Origin of the sequence: Halorubrum sp. 2020YC2 (genome assembly GCF_018623055.1) — an archaeon.
Lineage (GTDB): Archaea > Halobacteriota > Halobacteria > Halobacteriales > Haloferacaceae > Halorubrum.
Genome location: NZ_CP076019.1, coordinates 676,777 through 693,792, shown reverse-complemented (window position 1 = coordinate 693,792; position 17,016 = coordinate 676,777). Strand labels below are relative to the sequence as shown.

Here is a 17,016-nt window from a genome sequence, read left to right as displayed (position 1 = left end):
CACAAAGTAACAGGGTAGTTCAGTATACCTAATTATAAATAATAAAGTAATACCGGACGCGGCCGGAACCACTATTACGGTGAATCAGGAGCGGACACACAGTACGTACCCTCCAAAATTTCTCTCTTAGGGGTTGGTGACTAGGGGACGGGAGGCGACCGTGTTGACGACAATACATCCGCTGAAAATCAAACGGAGTTCAAACAGGTTGTGATGGCGTTTTCAACATTACTAGACAAGGGGAGAAGCGGGAAGGCTATTTCATTGAGTATAAAGAGACACTGAGACAGTTGGGAGAGTCCCTACGGGATGGAAAAATCAACGGTGCCGGGATCTATTGATCGCAACGGACCGCTTGTCCGGTAGAGGAATACGGTTGGGTAGTGGGGAAAGCCGTATGCGTACTGAGGCTTGTATCTCAAGTGGCGAATGGACCAGCGAACGCTCGGCGGCGACAATATAACTTCGTTACGCGGGAGATATCTTCAACGGGTTACCGAAGCACTCCCCGAGGCGGCATCCGAAGCCGGCGACTGGCCAATCCACCAAGACCACTGTTTTGCCCGTGTGGTGCTGGACACGCTGTTCCAAGGCGTCTGGTATGACCACATCGATGGGACTCCCGCGTACGAGCAACTGTCAATCGAGGAACTGCGGGAGGCGATCGAAATCGCTGATAGGATGCTCGAAAATGGAGAGCCCACCGTTGAGTCCCTAAATCGGCAGTCGCTCGAATGGCGGGATCACTGACTCGGACACAAGCGCTCACTAGACGGTCGGTCAGGCTACTCTTGAACGACGCTGTCTGTCAGCCAGTGCTCATCGAATTCGCCGCGTCGACGTCGCGATAACCTGAAAGCGTATGTAACCGTCCGACCGTTGGGACCGGTCAGCGTGACGCGCTGTGTGGCGCTATCGTCGTCGCGCTCAACAGGGCCTGTCGTCGCCTCGACGTGGTCGATCATCGGGGCATACCGTGGATTGTGTACCATCTGTCGAAAGCGGTCAAACGGGCCTGTCGCTCGCCTGTTCGCCGGGGATGCGAAGTTGTACGCGGTGCCAATGCCAGCGTCTTCGAACGGCTCGTCGTTGGTTGCTAGTGCCTCGAGTTGGACTGAGACCACTCGGCCGGGTCCGTACGTGGGGCTCGGCGTTGGGAGCTCCGCTATCGGGTACTGCTCAGACATCTTGATACCGGACTTAGGGTCGCGAGCGGCATCAAGCGTCCGCTGAGACGGACTTTACCTGAGTTGAATCTCGATACGAGAGCCGATTCGTCGCGGCCGTGACCACTGTCGTCGCGGTCCCGTCGTGCGTTGGTTAGTGCGTCGAAACTACTGTTTCGACTCAGGAACAATGTCCATCGTAATCTCAATGAGCAGCACGAAGTATCCGGCGAGGTCCCCGAGTGTCACCGCGTGGGGCGTGCCGCTGCGACGGTCTACTGACAGGGTCGCGACGAGAAGTGCGATAGGTGAGCCGAAGCGAATCACTAGACGGCGCCAGCGGCGAGCCATCCGCTCCGGCCACCGTGCGAACACGACCTCAACGAGCACTACGACGACCACACCGCCAAAGAATGGGACCGGCCGAACATCAACCGTGGAGGCAGCCCCTCCTGTCGTCTGGCGAGCCAGACGACGAGTGCGACCAACGTAGCCGAAGCGGCGTCACTACGTCGTGTCGACATGGTTCATACTCTATCGGCTCTTTGAGTCTCGATGTTGATCGTGACCGACCTGACCGGCGTCACACGCTGTACCCACTAGTGCTAGAGATAAAACCGCAGCCGAACCCGCAGCTGATCCTACCGCGCCTCGTCCTCGTTGACAGCCGCGAGAACATGATTGAGTTCTCGGCTGACTGCGTCTACGGCGGCATCGAGTGAATCGAATGTGTTGCTCCCCGCATCACTACAGCCGCGCTTACGGACAAGTCGGACGGTTGCATCGCTCAGGATATCAGGACGAACTGCGATTTTCGCCGCAGTACAGGGACTGTTTTTGTCTGGAAGTCGGTACTCGACGATGCCACCGGGCTCTTCGTTCCGTTCCCAGTTACCTGGTGCTGCTGGAAGCTTGTCGATCAGCATCTGCGGGTTGGCTGCCGTTGCGACAGTTGTATTTGACATACAATTTGTTGGGTTTTCACGCACAAACCGGTGTCGGCGTCGTTCAGCCAGACACCCAATCACCGGCAGAGTCCCACGGCTTGGTAGCGGAATCGGCACGAGGTAGCTCGGGCTACCGAGGGCGAACATCCACCGTTCAGCGGTCGGGGTTAGCATCGCTGTTGGTGTGGGACTGACGGCAATTTTACTCTTATCCGTCGTGGGCTCGTAACTACTGTATGAGTACGATTGTGACGGAGCACGACGGGCTCATGTTGGCTCGGTTCGAGAGCAGCGACCGCGTGTTCGAGGTGAGCTTCGACGCCCTTGAGCCGACTGACGTGACGCTTAGATTTCGCCGAGACGGTGAGCGTGTCGGCAGTATTTATAATGACAAGGGGACCGACCGGACGATGGCGCGGTTGACCACGGCCCGCGACGGGGCCGATTTCATTGGCGTCGAAGTACCGAAGGGATTCGTCGAGGAGGTTCTAGACGCTGCTACTGAAGCTGGACGAGTCACGGACGAGACCGCCGCTACCGGGTACCGACTTCGAGTGCTCTGACGGCGAGGCCCGGTCGGCTGCTTTGTTGACGAGAACGTCCCAACAGCGCGTGCTGTCGACGAGCCACCGGGACGTTCGTCATTCGAAGTCGCGGAATCGAGTCTGTCCGGTGTGCTGTATGTCTATTTCTTCATCAGACTCGGCATCTTCGTCGCTATCTCCGCGTGGTCCCGAGGCTGCCGCGCGGTCGTCCGGTGACGGCTCACCAGCATTTTGTCCCGCTCCAGTCGGGATGGTCATCTGCGTATTCGACTCGCGCGGATCAGCCGGTGTTGAGTCGGTCGATTCTGTCGCGTTCGTCTGTTTCGGTGGCCTCAACCTCCCTTCCTCCACCTTAGCAGCACCATCCGTGTCAGTGAGTTCGCCGAGCGAGATCTGCGTTCCGTCCGGCGTGTCAGCGTCAACTGCCCCGTGTTTGTCCGCGATGGCTCGAGCAGCGTCATACCCGCCAGAGAATGAGGCCCGTTTTGCGATCGCTGGCTGTCGAAGCTTTCGCGCGGCCTCAGACCGCCGATCTTCATACCGTGACCAGAACTGTTCGCGGCGCGCCTCAAAGTCGACAACCGGACGCGGGTACATCTCACCGACGTGGACCCCACATTCCTGCTGGACGGCAAGCGGCGCCTTCTCAGGTTGATCAAGGAACTCACTGGGCAGGTCAGCAAGCTCGGGAACCCATCGCGTGATCCAGTCGCCATTAGGGTCTTGATCGCGAACCTGCTTTCGAGGGTTGTACACCCGCTGTGACGGTTTCCCGATGAGCCCCGCCTGACTCTGCCACTGTGTGTAGTTGATTCCGACATCGCTGTCGATGAGGTGATGGTGATACCAGTCCGCCCCGATCCACCACGGTTGGTGGAGAATATGCGTGAAAAATGACGCACACATCGCACGCATCCGGAAGTTGAGCCACCCGGTTTCTTGGAGACACCGCATCGATGCGTCGACCATTGGAAACCCCGTCTGTCCGCGTTTCCACGCGGTAACGAGATCTGGGTCGTGAAACGCCTCATTGCGGCCTTCGAACACCGGATTAACCGCCTGCTCAGTCCAACCCGGCCAGTCGACGAGTTTCTGATTGTAATGGAGGTTCCAAACGAGCCGACTCTCGAACATATCTGCTCCCCGGCACGACGGCGCATTATCGACAACGTACTGGTGTGCCTGCCGGACTGAGAGCAGCCCAAAATTGAGGTACGGCGAGAGTCCACTTGTGCCGTCCCGAGCGTCCTGCGGTGCTGAGATGTTGCTCGGGTACGATCGGACGCGGTCGGCGAACTCTCGTAACGCAGTCATCGCCGCTCGGTGGGTACCCACCGGAACTTGGGTCTTTGTGGGGGAGATATCGAAGTGACGGTCAATCGCTGCCGGCGTGACGCCGGTGCGGATTGTAGCTCGAAGCGGATTGCGGTCGCCCCACCCTGGCGTGTGTTGTTCGGCCGCGAGCCACTCGGTGATTTGTGTCTGCCAGGCTGACCGCGGCCACTCTTCGTCGCGAACGAGTCCGTCACCAGAGACGAACGTAACTGCGTCGCCACAAGTGTCCCGCACACGCTCGTCCCGTCGCTGACCGTAGCGGCTTGTTGGCGTCGCCATCGTGATGATTTGCCAGCCGCGGTCGACGAAGCGAGACAAGATATTGACCGGATTGCCGTACCCAAGAGTCAAACCCGGTGGGTCTGGTCGTTGGAGCGCCTCCGGCGACTCGCTGGCAGCCCCAGCCGTAGACGTATTCGAATCCAGAGTGTCAGCGAATTGTGCTGCTGAATCCGTTGTGCCCACATGCGTCGCGCTAGGTGGTGTCGCGGCGTACAGCCGGTCAAGGCTCGCAACTGCTTCCTCGAACAGGCGGATCCGAGCGTCGCACGCAAGGCCGCTGTCTGCGTAGAACGTCGGGTCGAACACAAACAACGGGCAGAACACGTCACCGTCAGCGACCGCACGTGATACTGCCAGCTGATCCTTCAGGCGAAGGTGTTTCCGATGCCACACGACGATACCAGTCGGGTTGACGGCATCACAGATCGCGTCTGGCGGCGGGATCTCTGCCGGCAGCGGACTCGTTGGCTGTGACAGTTTGCCGCTATCTACGGACGCCGAGCGCTCGGTCTCGCGATCGATGTCGCCCGTCATTCACAATGATAATATTACAGAGACAGAATTTTAATCCGTCGACCGGCGAACCGAATTCCCGGCGATATCGGCTGTCAGCGTGTCAGTCGCGCGGTCGGGGCTTGGCGTATCGATTGGCAGGTCGTAACGAGTATCCGCATGGCGCCGGATATCATAATATGAACTGGCGCTCGACTTCCAGCCTCGGGGCGTCACACGACTCGCCAACGAAAGGCGATATCGACGCGAAACGGCCTCCTCACTTCCGCCCATGCCAGTAACGACGCATCTCAGTCTCGTCTCGCCCGATCGGAACGCACTACTAGATGTCATCGATGACGCTGAGGCAGCGTTTTTCGAGTACGGACTAGCGCCCGACATCAGCGACGTCCAACACCTGACGGGCACGGTGTCGGATTCAATCGAGGGCAGCCGCGTGACCACTAACGACGCGCTTCCAGATCACTTCTCGTCAGAATTCACCGCCGAAATATCGCAGTTCGACGCTGACAGGGTTTATTACGCGGCCATGCGCGGACTTCCGGTAATTGGACGGGTTGTTCGTGAAGAGACACCAAGTCGGCCGGGCGTGGTCATCCAGTCGAACAGACAAACTGGGAGCGGCCCCAGCTGTAGGGTGTACCGGCACGACAAGCTCACTAGTGACTACAAATTACTCTCGAAGGGTGACAGCCGTCTGGGCTAGTGAACCGAACATCAGCTGCCAGTCGCGCCGTTTGCGGGTCTCAAACACAGAGGCAGGCGTGGACACGTTACCGCGAGGGCGTCCCGCCTCGTTCGATGATGTTGCTGCTCCGCTGTGGTTCTTTTTCAGTGATGCGGCCGACTACATCAGCAGAAAGAACGTGGCGGTCGATGGCGGACGGATGCCTGAGTTCGACAGTTGAATCGATCGGCGTGCGCCACAATTGAGATGCCTCACCGGTGTAACCGACCAAAGACAGATGCCGGGAAACACGTCACCTGACGAGTCACAGAGGATTCCTGTCGATCCGGTAATCCATGTCGAAACGTTTGCTACTCATCGGACGTTACCGTGGAAATCTGGGACTCGGGCGCAGTTCGTCGAAGCGGTCCGTGCGCTTGACGTAGTGCCGTCAACGGCGTCAGTAGTCGTCAACGACACGGCCGTTGCCGGGCGGCAGCACCACTCAGTCTCGGACCTCGAAAGCGTGAGTAACACTACAACGTATCTTCGGATCGAGCCGGACGCCTCGTGGACGCTCTCATGGGAGCAACGAACGGACCCAACTGTTTCTGTAAGCGGAACGCCGTCAGCAGCGCTGTGCCGTCGTCTTCACTGCCACACGACCGGCTGCTTAGACTGGTGTGACGAAGTGAGTAACAAGCAATATGTGGGTGCGCCTACAGTAATATGTATGTCTAGACTGCGAGGATCAGCCGTGGTCATGACATTCGGTGGTCTGCTGTTAACCCTATCCGTTGGCCACCATGTACGAGAGATTGCTGCACTTTCCACTCAACTTGGACCGATGATCGCACTATTTTTAGACGGGAGCCTCAGTCTCGGATTAATATACGCAGGATACTGGCTTCGTCAGGAAAATTTGACCCCTACAACGGAATGGTCCGTTGGTATTTGGACGATTTTGGGTGGTCTTGTAGGAGCTACTATTGCGGGAATGACACTTGTAGTGGAGGTAATTGAGGGTCGGCCTCTCATAGAACCGCAGTTTAGGGTACTCGTTTCTGCGGGTGGTGGCGCGTTAGTACTGTTTACTGCCGGATACTACGCGGCCCGTCAACAAACGCTCAATCACCGATACGAAACCCTGTTCAATAACACGATTCAAATAACCGGCCTCTTACGATTAGACGGGAGCATTATCGAGGTCAACGATACGGCACTAGAGTTTGGTGGGCTTGAGCGTGACAACGTCATAGATAACCAGTTCGACGAGATCTCGTGGTGGACGCACTCTGAAGAGGTCCAAGAACGTATTCAAGATGCGATAGCACAAGCAAGAGACGGTGGATTTGTTCGTTACGAAACTGAAGCGAGGGGAGCCGATGGCCTTCGAACTATTGAGGTTTCAGCGAAGCCAGTTACTGATGAGAACGGTGAGGTCATACAGCTCATCGTGGCTGGCTACGATATAACTGACAAACAACGGCAAAGAGAGCACCTCCGAGTTCTCCACCGTTTGATGCGTCATAACATACGAAACGATTTGATGAAACTTAATGGCTGGACACAGATGGCTGCGACAGCGGTCTCTCGTGAGAAGCGTGTGTCTCACGCAAATAGAGTCAAGAATACTTTGGACTCATGGGAAAAAATAACAAATGATATGAAAGAAATCCAATATATAGTTGAGTCAGAAACGGGACAACCAGATCATGAACCGCCCGGTGAGTTATTACCAGATATCGTTGAGTCCCAACAATCTAAACATCCTGACGCCGAGATCTCGTTGACACTAGACACTCCACTCGCTGGGCGCATCCCAAGGTATGTAACGAAAGCAATCATCGAAGCAATTGATAATGCCGTGGCGGCAAGCACTGAAGAAACACCAACAGTAGGTGTGACCGTGTCGAACCCGGACAACGATTGGATCAGGATTACGATTGCGGATGATGGACCCGGAATCCCACCTACAGAAGCTGCGGTATTAGAGACAGGGCAAGAATCGGCATTAATGCACGGTAGCGCCCTAGGAATCTGGAAAATTCGGATGGCAGTCAGGCAAGCGGGCGGCAATATCTCAGTTGATGACCTCGATAGCGGGACCGCAATCCAGTTTCAACTCCCAAGCAGGGGTGAACAACAACAGTCACTTGCCAGTGTGTGATTCTCAGACCATATTCAGCACAGTCGCTGGAACGTATTGCGTCCACTCGCTAAGCCCCCTCCCTACTGCGCTACTCGGTCGCTTCGCTTTTTGCGTTGCTCCTTGAGGAAGGGGGTTTAGCGCCTAATTCCACCTAAACACTCTTGCTGGCCAGACGTACGAGGTCTTAGCTATGTGAATTCCACTCTTTGGATCCGATAGAGCGCTGTATCATACTAAGGTACAAACGATCTAGTGTCGTCACACCGACGATACGTCGTTCCGTTTGACAGAGATCGTAATCGCTTTCGAGCAGATTCAGTACCAGCGGTGAGGGGCGCTGCGCCGTATTCGTGTTCATCAAAGTCTGAAATTCGTGGCACCTCTCTAGTCTCAATACCGAGTGTATGTGGGTTAGCCAGATACGCCTCTGGGTCCGAGGGCAGCGTTGTAGATGGTCTCATATCGGTCGCCCGATCGTTAGGAACGGACGTGTAGGTGACTCCAGTGCGAGTGAGAGCACGCTGAACCGCACGGTCACGCTGACGAGCCAGTTGTGAGTGATCTTGATTCCACACGACCCGTTCGGCTCCAATAGTTCTCGCGATACGACTCACGATGTCGGTCGGGTCTCCGTGCTGTATCACGAGGTCACTACCATAGCCTCGATACCAGTCTCGAAGCTTGCGGAGAGAACCGAGCATGAACGCGACTCCTAAGCCGTCGGCCCGTGACAAAATCGAGTCATCCAGCACGAACACTGGCACCACACCGCTATCATCCCGTTTAGCACCGATGAAGGCAGTCGAAAGCCCCGGATTCGGACTTGGTTGGAGCGTGCGACGGTGCCAATACAACTGCATACATACGAATAGAGGCTTTCGGTAAGAAGGGTTTTGAAACCCGACTAAAGAGATGATCCAACCTCACAGTAGACGTACCACCCACTTGCCGGAGTTAGTTGAACCATGATCGAATTCGATCAAACAAGCCAGTAGTGTTACTCAGATTAGCAGCTGAGACTGTCCCTGATGTTCCAACTCTATATCTGGCGCGTCCTCTGATAACAAAGAACACGTTGTATGGCTCTGTTGAAACACCACTCTTCAGACATATTCTCACCTGAAACAGCCGGTTGATGAGATTTGCGAATCCACCAATGAGAATTGTATACCTGATCTAAGTTCTCAGGAACATATCAATATAATGCGCGTATCGGCCACTCAACTGTTTTCTATTCCAGTAATCTCGAACCGCGCCCCACCCTCGGCACTCTCCGTGAGGTGTATCTCCCAGCCGTGTGCTTCAACAATGTCACTCACGATTGAGAGCCCAAATCCGATGCCGTCGTCAGCAGTCGTATAGCCTGCCTCAAACACATCGTCTCGCTCGTCTTCGGGGATGCCGTCTCCGTCGTCTGCGATATAGATTCCGTCCGTAACTTCACCGATAGTGACCGTCACAGTCTGTTCTGTATGTTCAATCACATTCCGTATCAGGCTCTCGAACACGTGTGCCAGTCGTCCTTGGTCAGCCTCAACTGTGCCAGTAATATCGAGCTGTATCGTTGCGTCGGTCGTCTTGATGTTTCGCCAGCAGTTCTGGAATAGCTCGGCGAGGTTGACCGACTCCGTGTCATTCAGGTGTTCATCTGTACGGGCCAACTGGAGGAGATCCTCAATGAGGTCATCCATCCGAGCGAGTGCTGACTCGATAGTCTCGATTCGGTCGCTGTTACATCCTTCCCGCAGTAGTTCCAGATTCCTCTCTGCGACAGACAATAGATTGCGGAGGTCGTAACTCACGACGCTTACAAACTTGTCGAGTCGTTTATTCTGGCGTTTGAGTTTCTGCGTTCGGACTTTCCGTTCAGAGATGTCTCGTAAGATTCCAGCAGAACCGTTGAAATAGTCTCTTTCGTATGGAAGAGCGGTCGTATGATCTTCACATAAGTCTATTTGTCACTTTTTGCTCGTATTTCCGTCTCAAAGTATACATTGTCAGCCCCTTCAGCGGATAATATCTGCCTGAGATTTGCTCGTCCCTATTCCATGGCTGTCTCGTCCGTGACTAGTGAAATATCGTTCCCGAGTAGTTCATCCTGTTCGTAGCCAAACCTCGTCGGCGCAGGCAGCTTTCCAACCGATTCGCCCAATTTCCCACTTAATCCGGGGTTAGGGCCCGAGCGGCGACCGTCTGCCTCGATCGATCTCACTCGCTTGCCCCGGCCCGTCTCACTCCCCGTCGGCACGCGGCAGTTCGACGACGAACCGAGCCCCTCCGCTTTCGCTGTCTTCGACCCACACGGCGCCGCCGTAGCGGTCGACGAGCGTCTTGACGAGGTACAATCCGAGCCCCGTCCCGTCGCTGTCGATCCCCTGCGTACCCTCGTTGAAGATGGTCCGCTTCAACTCGTCCGGCACCCCGGGACCGTTGTCGGCGACGGCGACGCGGACCCGGTCCGGAAGCGCCTCCGTCGAGACGCGGATCGACGGGCTGTCGCTGTCGTTGTGAATCGCGGCGTTGCGTAACAGGTTTCTGAAGACGGATTTCAGCATCTCGTCGGCGAGTACGGGCTTCTCGTCGGACCTGCCGACTCTCGTCACGCTGACCGACCGATCGCCCGAGCGGACGGCACTGATCTGCCGGGTGAGTACGGGGGACAGCGGCACCGGTACGGGGTCCCTGTCGGCCTCCATCAGGAGTTCCGTGACTTCCCTGGCCGAGACGGTGATATCGACCGCTTCGTCGGCGGCCGTCCGGATGGCCTCGAGAAGCCGGTGGTTCTCGGCATCGAGACGGTGCTCGAGGAGTTCCGCGCTTCCGCTGACGACTTGGAGCGCGTTGCGGATGTCATGGCGAACGATCTTGTTGAGGACGGAGAGACTGTCCCGCTGCCGTTCGAGACGGTGCTCGTATCGACGGAGCGGCGTGATGTCCCGAGCGTATCCCAACATGGCGTCGTCGTCCGTGCCCGCGACCCGGTACGGAATCTTCGTCGTCTGAAACAGCCGCGTCTCGCCGTCGGCCGTCGTCAACTCTTCCTCAGGGATCTCGAGCTGTTCGTCCGACTCGATCACCCGCTGGTCGTCGGCCCGGAAGTGAGTGGACTGGGCGCTGTCCGGGAGGATTTCAGCGTCCGTGCTCCCCTCCGTCTCGGCGACCGTCAGCCCGTACGCCTCCGCGGTCGCTTCGTTGGCGAGGAGGTACGTTCCGTCGTCACGTTTTGCGAAGATCAGGTCGGGGACGAGGTCGATTACCTGCCGGAGCTCGTTCCGGGCGCGTTCGATCGCCGCCTCCTGTTCCTTCTGTGCGGAGATATCGAGATGGATCCCGACGGCCCGCGTCGGGCGGCCGTCGGCGTCGCGGTCCACGACCTTCCCGGCGTCCCGAATCCACAGCCAGTCGCCCTCGGCCGTGCGCATCCGGTGATCGCAGTCGTACATCTCGGTCTCGCCCTCGATGTGAGCGTTGAGAGCCGCCTTCACACGCGAGATGTCATCGGGATTAACGCGGTCTTCCCACGTGTCGAGACTGGGTTCGATAGCGTCCGGCGAGAGGCCCAGCATCGTCGCCCACCGGTCGTTGAACACGACCTCGTCGGTCGTCATGTCCCAGTCCCAGACGCCGAGGTTAGCGCCCTCGACCGCCAAGTCGAGCCGCTCGCGGAGTTGGTCGAGCTGTTCGTCGCGCCGCTTTCGCTCGGTGATATCCTGAAACACGCCGACCGCCGCGACCACGTCCCCGTTCGCGTCGGTCCGGGGTTCGCCGACCGTCCGGACCCACCGCGTCCGGTCCGCCGCGGTAACGATCCGGAGTTCGAGGTCGTACGACTCCCCCTCGTCGACGAGGCGGTCGAACGCGTCGGTGACGACCCCCCTGTCCTCGGGGTGGTAGAAGTCGAACCCGTCTTGTAGACTGATGTGCGCGTCGACGGGCAACTCGTGGATCCGATACACCTCGTCGGTCCAGTGTAACGATTCGGTCGTGAGATCGACCTCCCAGCCGCCGACGGCGGCGCTCGCCTGCGCGCGCTCAAGGAACTCGCGGGTCTGTTCGAGCTCCCGTTCGCGGGCCTTCCGCTCGGTGATGTCCTTGTTCACGCAGACGAGGGTGCCGTCGTCCAGAAGCGAGAGCGAGACGTCTTGGGGGACGCCGCTCCCATCGCTGCGCCGCCCCTCGGTTTCACCGCGCCACTCCCCCTCCCGTTCGAGCTGCGGAAACACCTCTCGTTCGATCCGCTCCTCCTCCGCGTCGCCGTACAACCGCCGCCAGCTCTTCCCGAGCAGCTCGTCGGGCTCGAAATCGAAGATCGCGGCGTGAGCCTCGTTCATGTACACGTACTCCTCGTCGTCGAGGATCGCGATACCGTCTATCGCCGCGTCCGCGGCCTCCGACAGCCGCGTCCGGTCGCCGTCCGGCGCCGGCGAGACTGTCACGGTCATCCCGGTCGCCGACGGATGCGCCCCCATGCGGACCCACTGCCGGTCGGTCCCGTCGTACGCGGTCACAGACCGCGTCGCACTCGCCTCGAACGCCTCCCGGAGACGGGCCTCGGCCTCCACGCCGAATCTGTCCCGCAGCTGCTCCCAGACGGTCTCATCCAGCGGGACGCCGTCCGCGCTCCCGAACAGGTCCGAAGCGGGCTCGTTGGCGAACGAAAGCGCGCCGCGTTCGTCCAGCGCGAACAGCGGGTCCGTCACTCGCCTGAGGACTTCCGACGCCGACGTGCCCGGTGCGAATTCCCCGGCGTCGTTCATCGCCTGTCACACCACATAATCGACCTACGCCGAGCGCCTACTTGAGTGCGTTGCGCTGATTCGCAGAGATAATATCTGACTGCCTCGGAGGCGGATCGCGGCCGTTCGGTCCCGACGCCGATCGGTCGCACCGATACGATAATAATCATGCGCGTTGATACGTTTGTATGCAATATCCCGCTGGTCGGTCTGGCGTGGAGGCCGAGCTGCTGGCATTCGCCGAGGCGCTCGGCGGCGCCGAGTCGGCCGACGTCGTCCTCGCTCGCTCGCTCTCCGTCGTCCGGTCGCTTCTCTCTGACGCCACCGTCACGTACCACGGGCTCGACGCGGGGTCCGACGCCGTGACGACGTTCGAATCGACTGACACCACCGAGGCCGTCCGCAGATCGGGAGACGAGGCGGTACCAGTTTCGGTCGTGCGTTCCGTGATCGAAGCCGAGTCGGTCACGAGGGGCGACGAGTTTGCGACGGAGGCCGACGCCGAGGGGTGGGACACGGCCACAACGGATCTCTTTGCGCCCGTCGCCCATCACGGCGTCCTCCGCGTGACGCTCCCGTCGGCGGACGGAGCCGCCGATCGAACGACCGCCCTGATCGAGCGGGTCGCATCGGCGGCTGCAGCGGCGCTGAACCGAGTCGTGGGGAGCCGCGAACCTGACCGCGAGCGGCGACGGGACGCGGCCGCGCTCGACGCGGCGGCGCTACACCAGTTCCACGAGACGACGATGGCGGGGGCCGAGTTCGACGCGGCGGTCGCGGAGCTGCTCTCGCTCGCCCGCGACTACGTCGACCTCGACGTGGGGATCTTCTCTCGCGTCGAGGACGAGACGTTCACGGTCGAGAGCGTCGCCGACCGGACCGGAACGTACGAGACCGGAGCGACGTTCGACGCCGCGGAGGCGATCTGCGCGGCCACGCTCGACGGGAACCCGACCGAACCCGTGGCGTTCGCCGACGTGACCGAGACCGAGTACGCGGCGTCCTCGGCCGCGGAGGGCGTGGACGCGTACATCGGTGTGCCGGTGTTCGTCGACGGCGCGAGTTACGGCACGGTCGCCTTCTTCAGCGAGGAGCCGCGGTCGGCGCCGTTCCGAGCGGGCGAGCGCGAGTTCATCAAGCTCCTCGCGCAGTGGGTCGGAACCGAGATCGAACGGCGGCACCGGCTCGAGGAGCTCGAGCGGTACGAGACGATCCTCCAAGCGGTCGACGACCCGGTGTACGCGCTGGACGCCGCCGGCGAGTTCACCTTCGTCAACGAGGCGGCGAAGCGGGAGTTCGGCTACGGCGACGAGGTGGTCGGCGCCGATCCGTCGATCGGGATGGCTGAGGCGGACATCGCTCGCGTCCGGGAACAGATCGTCGAACTGACCGAAGGAGACGAGCGATCGAAACGGGCCGAGTTCGACCTCCGCACCACCGACGGGGACCACAAGATCGTCGAGAACCGCATCGCGCTGATCGGCGACGACGAGTTCCGCGGCACGGCGGGCGTCCTCCGCGACATCACGTCTCGGAAGCGACGGGAGCGACAGCTGGCGTCGATCAAGCGGGCGATCGAGCAGAGCGCCGACGGGTTCGCCATCCTCGACGACGGGGAGTACACGTATATCGACGAAACGCACGTCGGGATGTACGGCTTCGAGAGCGAGGCGCAGCTCCTCGGGAAAAGCTGGCGGCGGCTGTACGATGACGGCGAGATCGAGCGGCTGGAGGCCGAGGCCTTACCCGCCGTTGAGGCCGAGGGGCGGTGGCGCGGGACGGTCACCGGCCGGCGCCCCGACGGGACGACATTTCCGACGGAGATCTCGCTCACCGCCGTCGACGACGGCCGGATCGTCTGTACCGCTCGCGACCAGAGCGAGCGGCAGCGCCAGCGGGAGGAGCTTGAGCTGTTCCAGCAGGCCATCGAACAGGCGGCCGACGGCGTGGCCGTTCTCGACGACGACGAGTACACGTACATCGATGAGACGCACGTCGAGATGTACGGCTTCGAGAGCAAAGCGCAGCTCCTCGGGGAGAGCTGGCGGCGGCTGTACGACGACGACGAGATCGAGCGGCTGGAGGCCGAGGCCTTCCCGGCGCTCGAGGCCGAGGGGAGATGGCGCGGGGCAGTCACCGGTCGGCGCCCCGACGGGACGACGTTCCCGGCGGAGCTCTCGCTGACGATCATCGAGGACGGCCGCCTCGTCTGCACCGTGCGCGACGAGACGGACCGCAAAGAGCGCGAGCGTGAGCTGGAACTGAAAGAACGGGCGATGGACGAGGCCACCGTCGCGATCCAGATCGCTGACGCGACGCGAGACGACAACCCGCTGGTGTACGTTAACCACGGGTTCGAGCAGGTGACGGGGTACGCGCCCGAGGAGGCGCTCGGTCGGAACCCGCGATTCCTCCAAGGCGAAGACACCGACCCGGAGCAGAAGGCTCGGCTACGCGAGGCGATTGAACGGGACGAACCGGTGTCGCTCGACATCCAGAACTACCGGAAGGACGGCACGCCGTACTGGAGTCAGCTCTCGATCACGCCGGTCACCGACGACCGGGGGGTCGTCCGGAACTACATCGGTATCCAACAGGACGTCACCGAACGCAGCGAACGCGAGCAGAAGCTGTTCGCGGAGCGCGAGCGGTTCCGCCTGCTGCTCGAGAGCATCGACGAGTACGCCTTCCTCGTCGTCGACGAGGAGGGACGGATCCAGACGTGGAACGAGAACGCCGAGAGCCTCTTCGGATACGGCGAACAGGCGGCGGTCGGCATGTCGATCGCCGGGCTCCATCCGGTCGACGACCGGGAGACCGGGCTTCCCGACCGCCTGCTGGACCAAGCACGGATCGCCGGCCAGAGCGCCCACGAGGGGTGGTACGTTGGAGCCGACGGCGACCGGTTCTACGCGGACGTCCGGTACGCGCGGCTCGACCACGACGACGGGACGTTCCGCGGGTACGCGATGATCGTCCACGACATGACCGAGCGACGCCGCCAGCAGCGTCGGACCGAGCGGTTCGTCGAGGAGTCCGACGACGTGATCACGGTCGTCGACACGGACGGGACGGTCACGTACGCCAGCGGGTCGAGCCGGAGCGTGCTCGCGCACGAACCCGACGACCTCGTCGGCAGGAACCTCTTCGATCACGCGCACCCGACCGACCGGAAAGAGACGATGGAGGCGTTCTTCGAGGCCGTCGACCGGCCGGACTCGAACCGAGAGCTGGAGTTTCGGCTTGAGTCGGGCGACGGCGAGTGGCTCAACGTCGAGGGGCAGTGCCAGAACATGCTGGACGACGGCGCCATCGACGGGATGTTGCTGTACCTCCGCGACGTCACCGACAGGCGCGAGCGCGCCCGGCGGTTCGAGAGCGTGTTCAACCAGACGTTCCAGTTCGCGGGCCTGCTGAACCCGGACGGCACGATCGTGGAACTGAACGACACGTCGTTTGCGCTCGACGAGGAGACGCGGGAAACGCTCGTGGGAGAGCGGTTCTGCGACACGCCGCTGTGGGAGCACTCGGACGCGGCGAGGACCGACCTCCGCACCGCGGTCGAGCAGGCCGCGGACGGCGAGGGCACCCGGTACGAGACGAAGATGCGCGGCGCGAACGGGCTGGTGACGGTCGACCTGTCGGTGAAACCCGTGACGCGCGAGGACGGCGACACCTCGCTGATCGTGGTCGCTGGTCGGGACGTTTCCGCCGAGCAACGCCAGCGGCAGCACCTTGACGTCGTCCATCGGGTGATGCGACACAACATGCGGAACGACCTCGGGAAGGTCCGGGGCTGGGCGGAGTTGATGTGCGAGGAATCGGACCGGGACGCGCGCACGGAGCATCTGGCGATTCTCAACCGCATCCTCGACAAGTGGGAGTCGATGACCGAGCGGGTGAAGCAGGTTCGCCGGGCCTCTCAGCGGATCGACCAGTCGACGGGGGCGGACCCCGAGTCGCTGGTCGCAGATGCCGTGGCGCCGGTTCGCGACGAGCACCCGGACGCGACGATCTCGACCGAGGTGTCGTCCGACGCGCTGACGCGCGTTCCGGCGACGCTGCTCGACGCGATCCGCGAGCTCGCGGAGAACGCGGCGAACACGGGCCCCGACGCCGACGTCGAGGTCGAACTCAGCAGTCCGGAGGACGGCTGGATCGAAGTCAGCGTGCGCGACGACGGACCGGGACTCCCGCAGATGGAAGCCGAAGCGCTCGAAACCGGCGAGGAAACGCCACTCAACCACGGAAACGGGCTCGGGCTGTGGATGGTTCGGATGATCACCATGCAGGCCGGCGGCGACATCTCGGTTCGTACGGCGGAGGCCGGAACCGACGTGCGACTCCGCGTTCCGATGGAGTGATCACGGACAGGTGCGGCCGAACAGCGCGAAATCGGCCGCGAGTCGCCGCCGCCCGCTGAAACCCGTCTCCTCGTGAGGGATTCGGCCGCGCCGCCGCTCAGTCCGCGCGCCCGCGGGCGCCAGCCCGAACGCCTTGTCACGGACGTGATTCTCGACGAGCAGCAGGTAGGTCGCCTGGCTCCACCGAAGGTTCGAGTTCCACCGGACGTCGCCGGTCCTGTCCACGCGCTCAAGGAGGAGCCCGGCGGTCGTCGTCCACTCGTGGCGTCCTCAAAGGCGTGATCCGCGACCGCGTCGGAATCGCTTCCG

At 60.8% G+C, this 17,016-nt stretch carries 10 protein-coding genes and 1 pseudogene; 5 read left to right on the top strand and 6 right to left on the bottom strand.

Annotated elements, in window-relative coordinates; genetic code table 11:
* Nucleotides 1-429 precede the first annotated feature (429 nt).
* On the top strand, nt 430-750 hold the full coding sequence (locus KI388_RS03405) for a hypothetical protein (protein WP_215087983.1): 321 nt from the start codon (nt 430-432) through the stop codon (nt 748-750).
* A 35-nt stretch (nt 751-785) separates the two neighbouring features.
* Here KI388_RS03405 and KI388_RS03400 read toward each other — a convergent pair whose 3' ends face one another.
* On the bottom strand, nt 786-1,187 hold the full coding sequence (locus KI388_RS03400) for a DUF4864 domain-containing protein (RefSeq protein ID WP_215087982.1): 402 nt from the start codon (nt 1,185-1,187) through the stop codon (nt 786-788).
* Nucleotides 1,188-1,807: 620 nt separating this feature from the next.
* On the bottom strand, nt 1,808-2,092 hold the full coding sequence (locus KI388_RS03395; protein ID WP_251133199.1) for a hypothetical protein: 285 nt from the start codon (nt 2,090-2,092) through the stop codon (nt 1,808-1,810).
* A gap of 257 nt (nt 2,093-2,349) precedes the next feature.
* Between KI388_RS03395 and KI388_RS03390 the strand changes: the two genes are divergently transcribed.
* Nucleotides 2,350-2,676 (top strand): hypothetical protein, encoded by a 327-nt coding sequence (locus KI388_RS03390; RefSeq protein WP_215087980.1) that lies wholly within the window; start codon nt 2,350-2,352, stop codon nt 2,674-2,676.
* Between the two features lie 78 nt (nt 2,677-2,754).
* Here the strand turns inward: KI388_RS03390 and KI388_RS03385 are convergent, their stop codons facing one another.
* Nucleotides 2,755-4,809, bottom strand: coding sequence for a cryptochrome/deoxyribodipyrimidine photo-lyase family protein (locus tag KI388_RS03385; RefSeq protein ID WP_215087979.1), 2,055 nt, complete (start codon nt 4,807-4,809; stop codon nt 2,755-2,757).
* Between the two features lie 755 nt (nt 4,810-5,564).
* Here KI388_RS03385 and KI388_RS15620 point away from each other — a divergent pair.
* Both KI388_RS15620 and KI388_RS03380 read left to right on the top strand, forming a co-directional pair.
* Nucleotides 5,565-5,696 (top strand): annotated as a pseudogene (locus KI388_RS15620) (oxidoreductase); the annotation flags it as partial.
* A gap of 492 nt (nt 5,697-6,188) precedes the next feature.
* Nucleotides 6,189-7,625, top strand: a complete 1,437-nt coding sequence (locus tag KI388_RS03380) for an ATP-binding protein (RefSeq protein WP_215087978.1) — start codon at nt 6,189-6,191, stop codon at nt 7,623-7,625.
* A 1,202-nt stretch (nt 7,626-8,827) separates the two neighbouring features.
* Here KI388_RS03380 and KI388_RS03370 read toward each other — a convergent pair.
* Both KI388_RS03370 and KI388_RS03365 read right to left on the bottom strand, forming a co-directional pair.
* Nucleotides 8,828-9,409 (bottom strand): HAMP domain-containing sensor histidine kinase, encoded by a 582-nt coding sequence (locus KI388_RS03370; RefSeq protein WP_251133198.1) that lies wholly within the window; start codon nt 9,407-9,409, stop codon nt 8,828-8,830.
* 429 nt (nt 9,410-9,838) lie between these two features.
* Nucleotides 9,839-12,307 carry a PAS domain-containing protein gene (locus KI388_RS03365; RefSeq protein ID WP_251133197.1) on the bottom strand — a complete coding sequence of 823 codons (2,469 nt, stop codon included), beginning with the start codon at nt 12,305-12,307 and terminating at the stop codon, nt 9,839-9,841.
* A gap of 224 nt (nt 12,308-12,531) precedes the next feature.
* Between KI388_RS03365 and KI388_RS03360 the strand changes: the two genes are divergently transcribed.
* Nucleotides 12,532-16,707, top strand: coding sequence for a PAS domain S-box protein (locus tag KI388_RS03360; protein ID WP_215087976.1), 4,176 nt, complete (start codon nt 12,532-12,534; stop codon nt 16,705-16,707).
* Here KI388_RS03360 and KI388_RS03355 read toward each other — a convergent pair whose 3' ends face one another.
* A complete protein-coding gene (locus tag KI388_RS03355; protein WP_215087975.1) occupies nt 16,708-16,932 on the bottom strand; it encodes a hypothetical protein in 225 nt (74 codons plus the stop codon).
* Nucleotides 16,933-17,016: the final 84 nt, after the last annotated feature.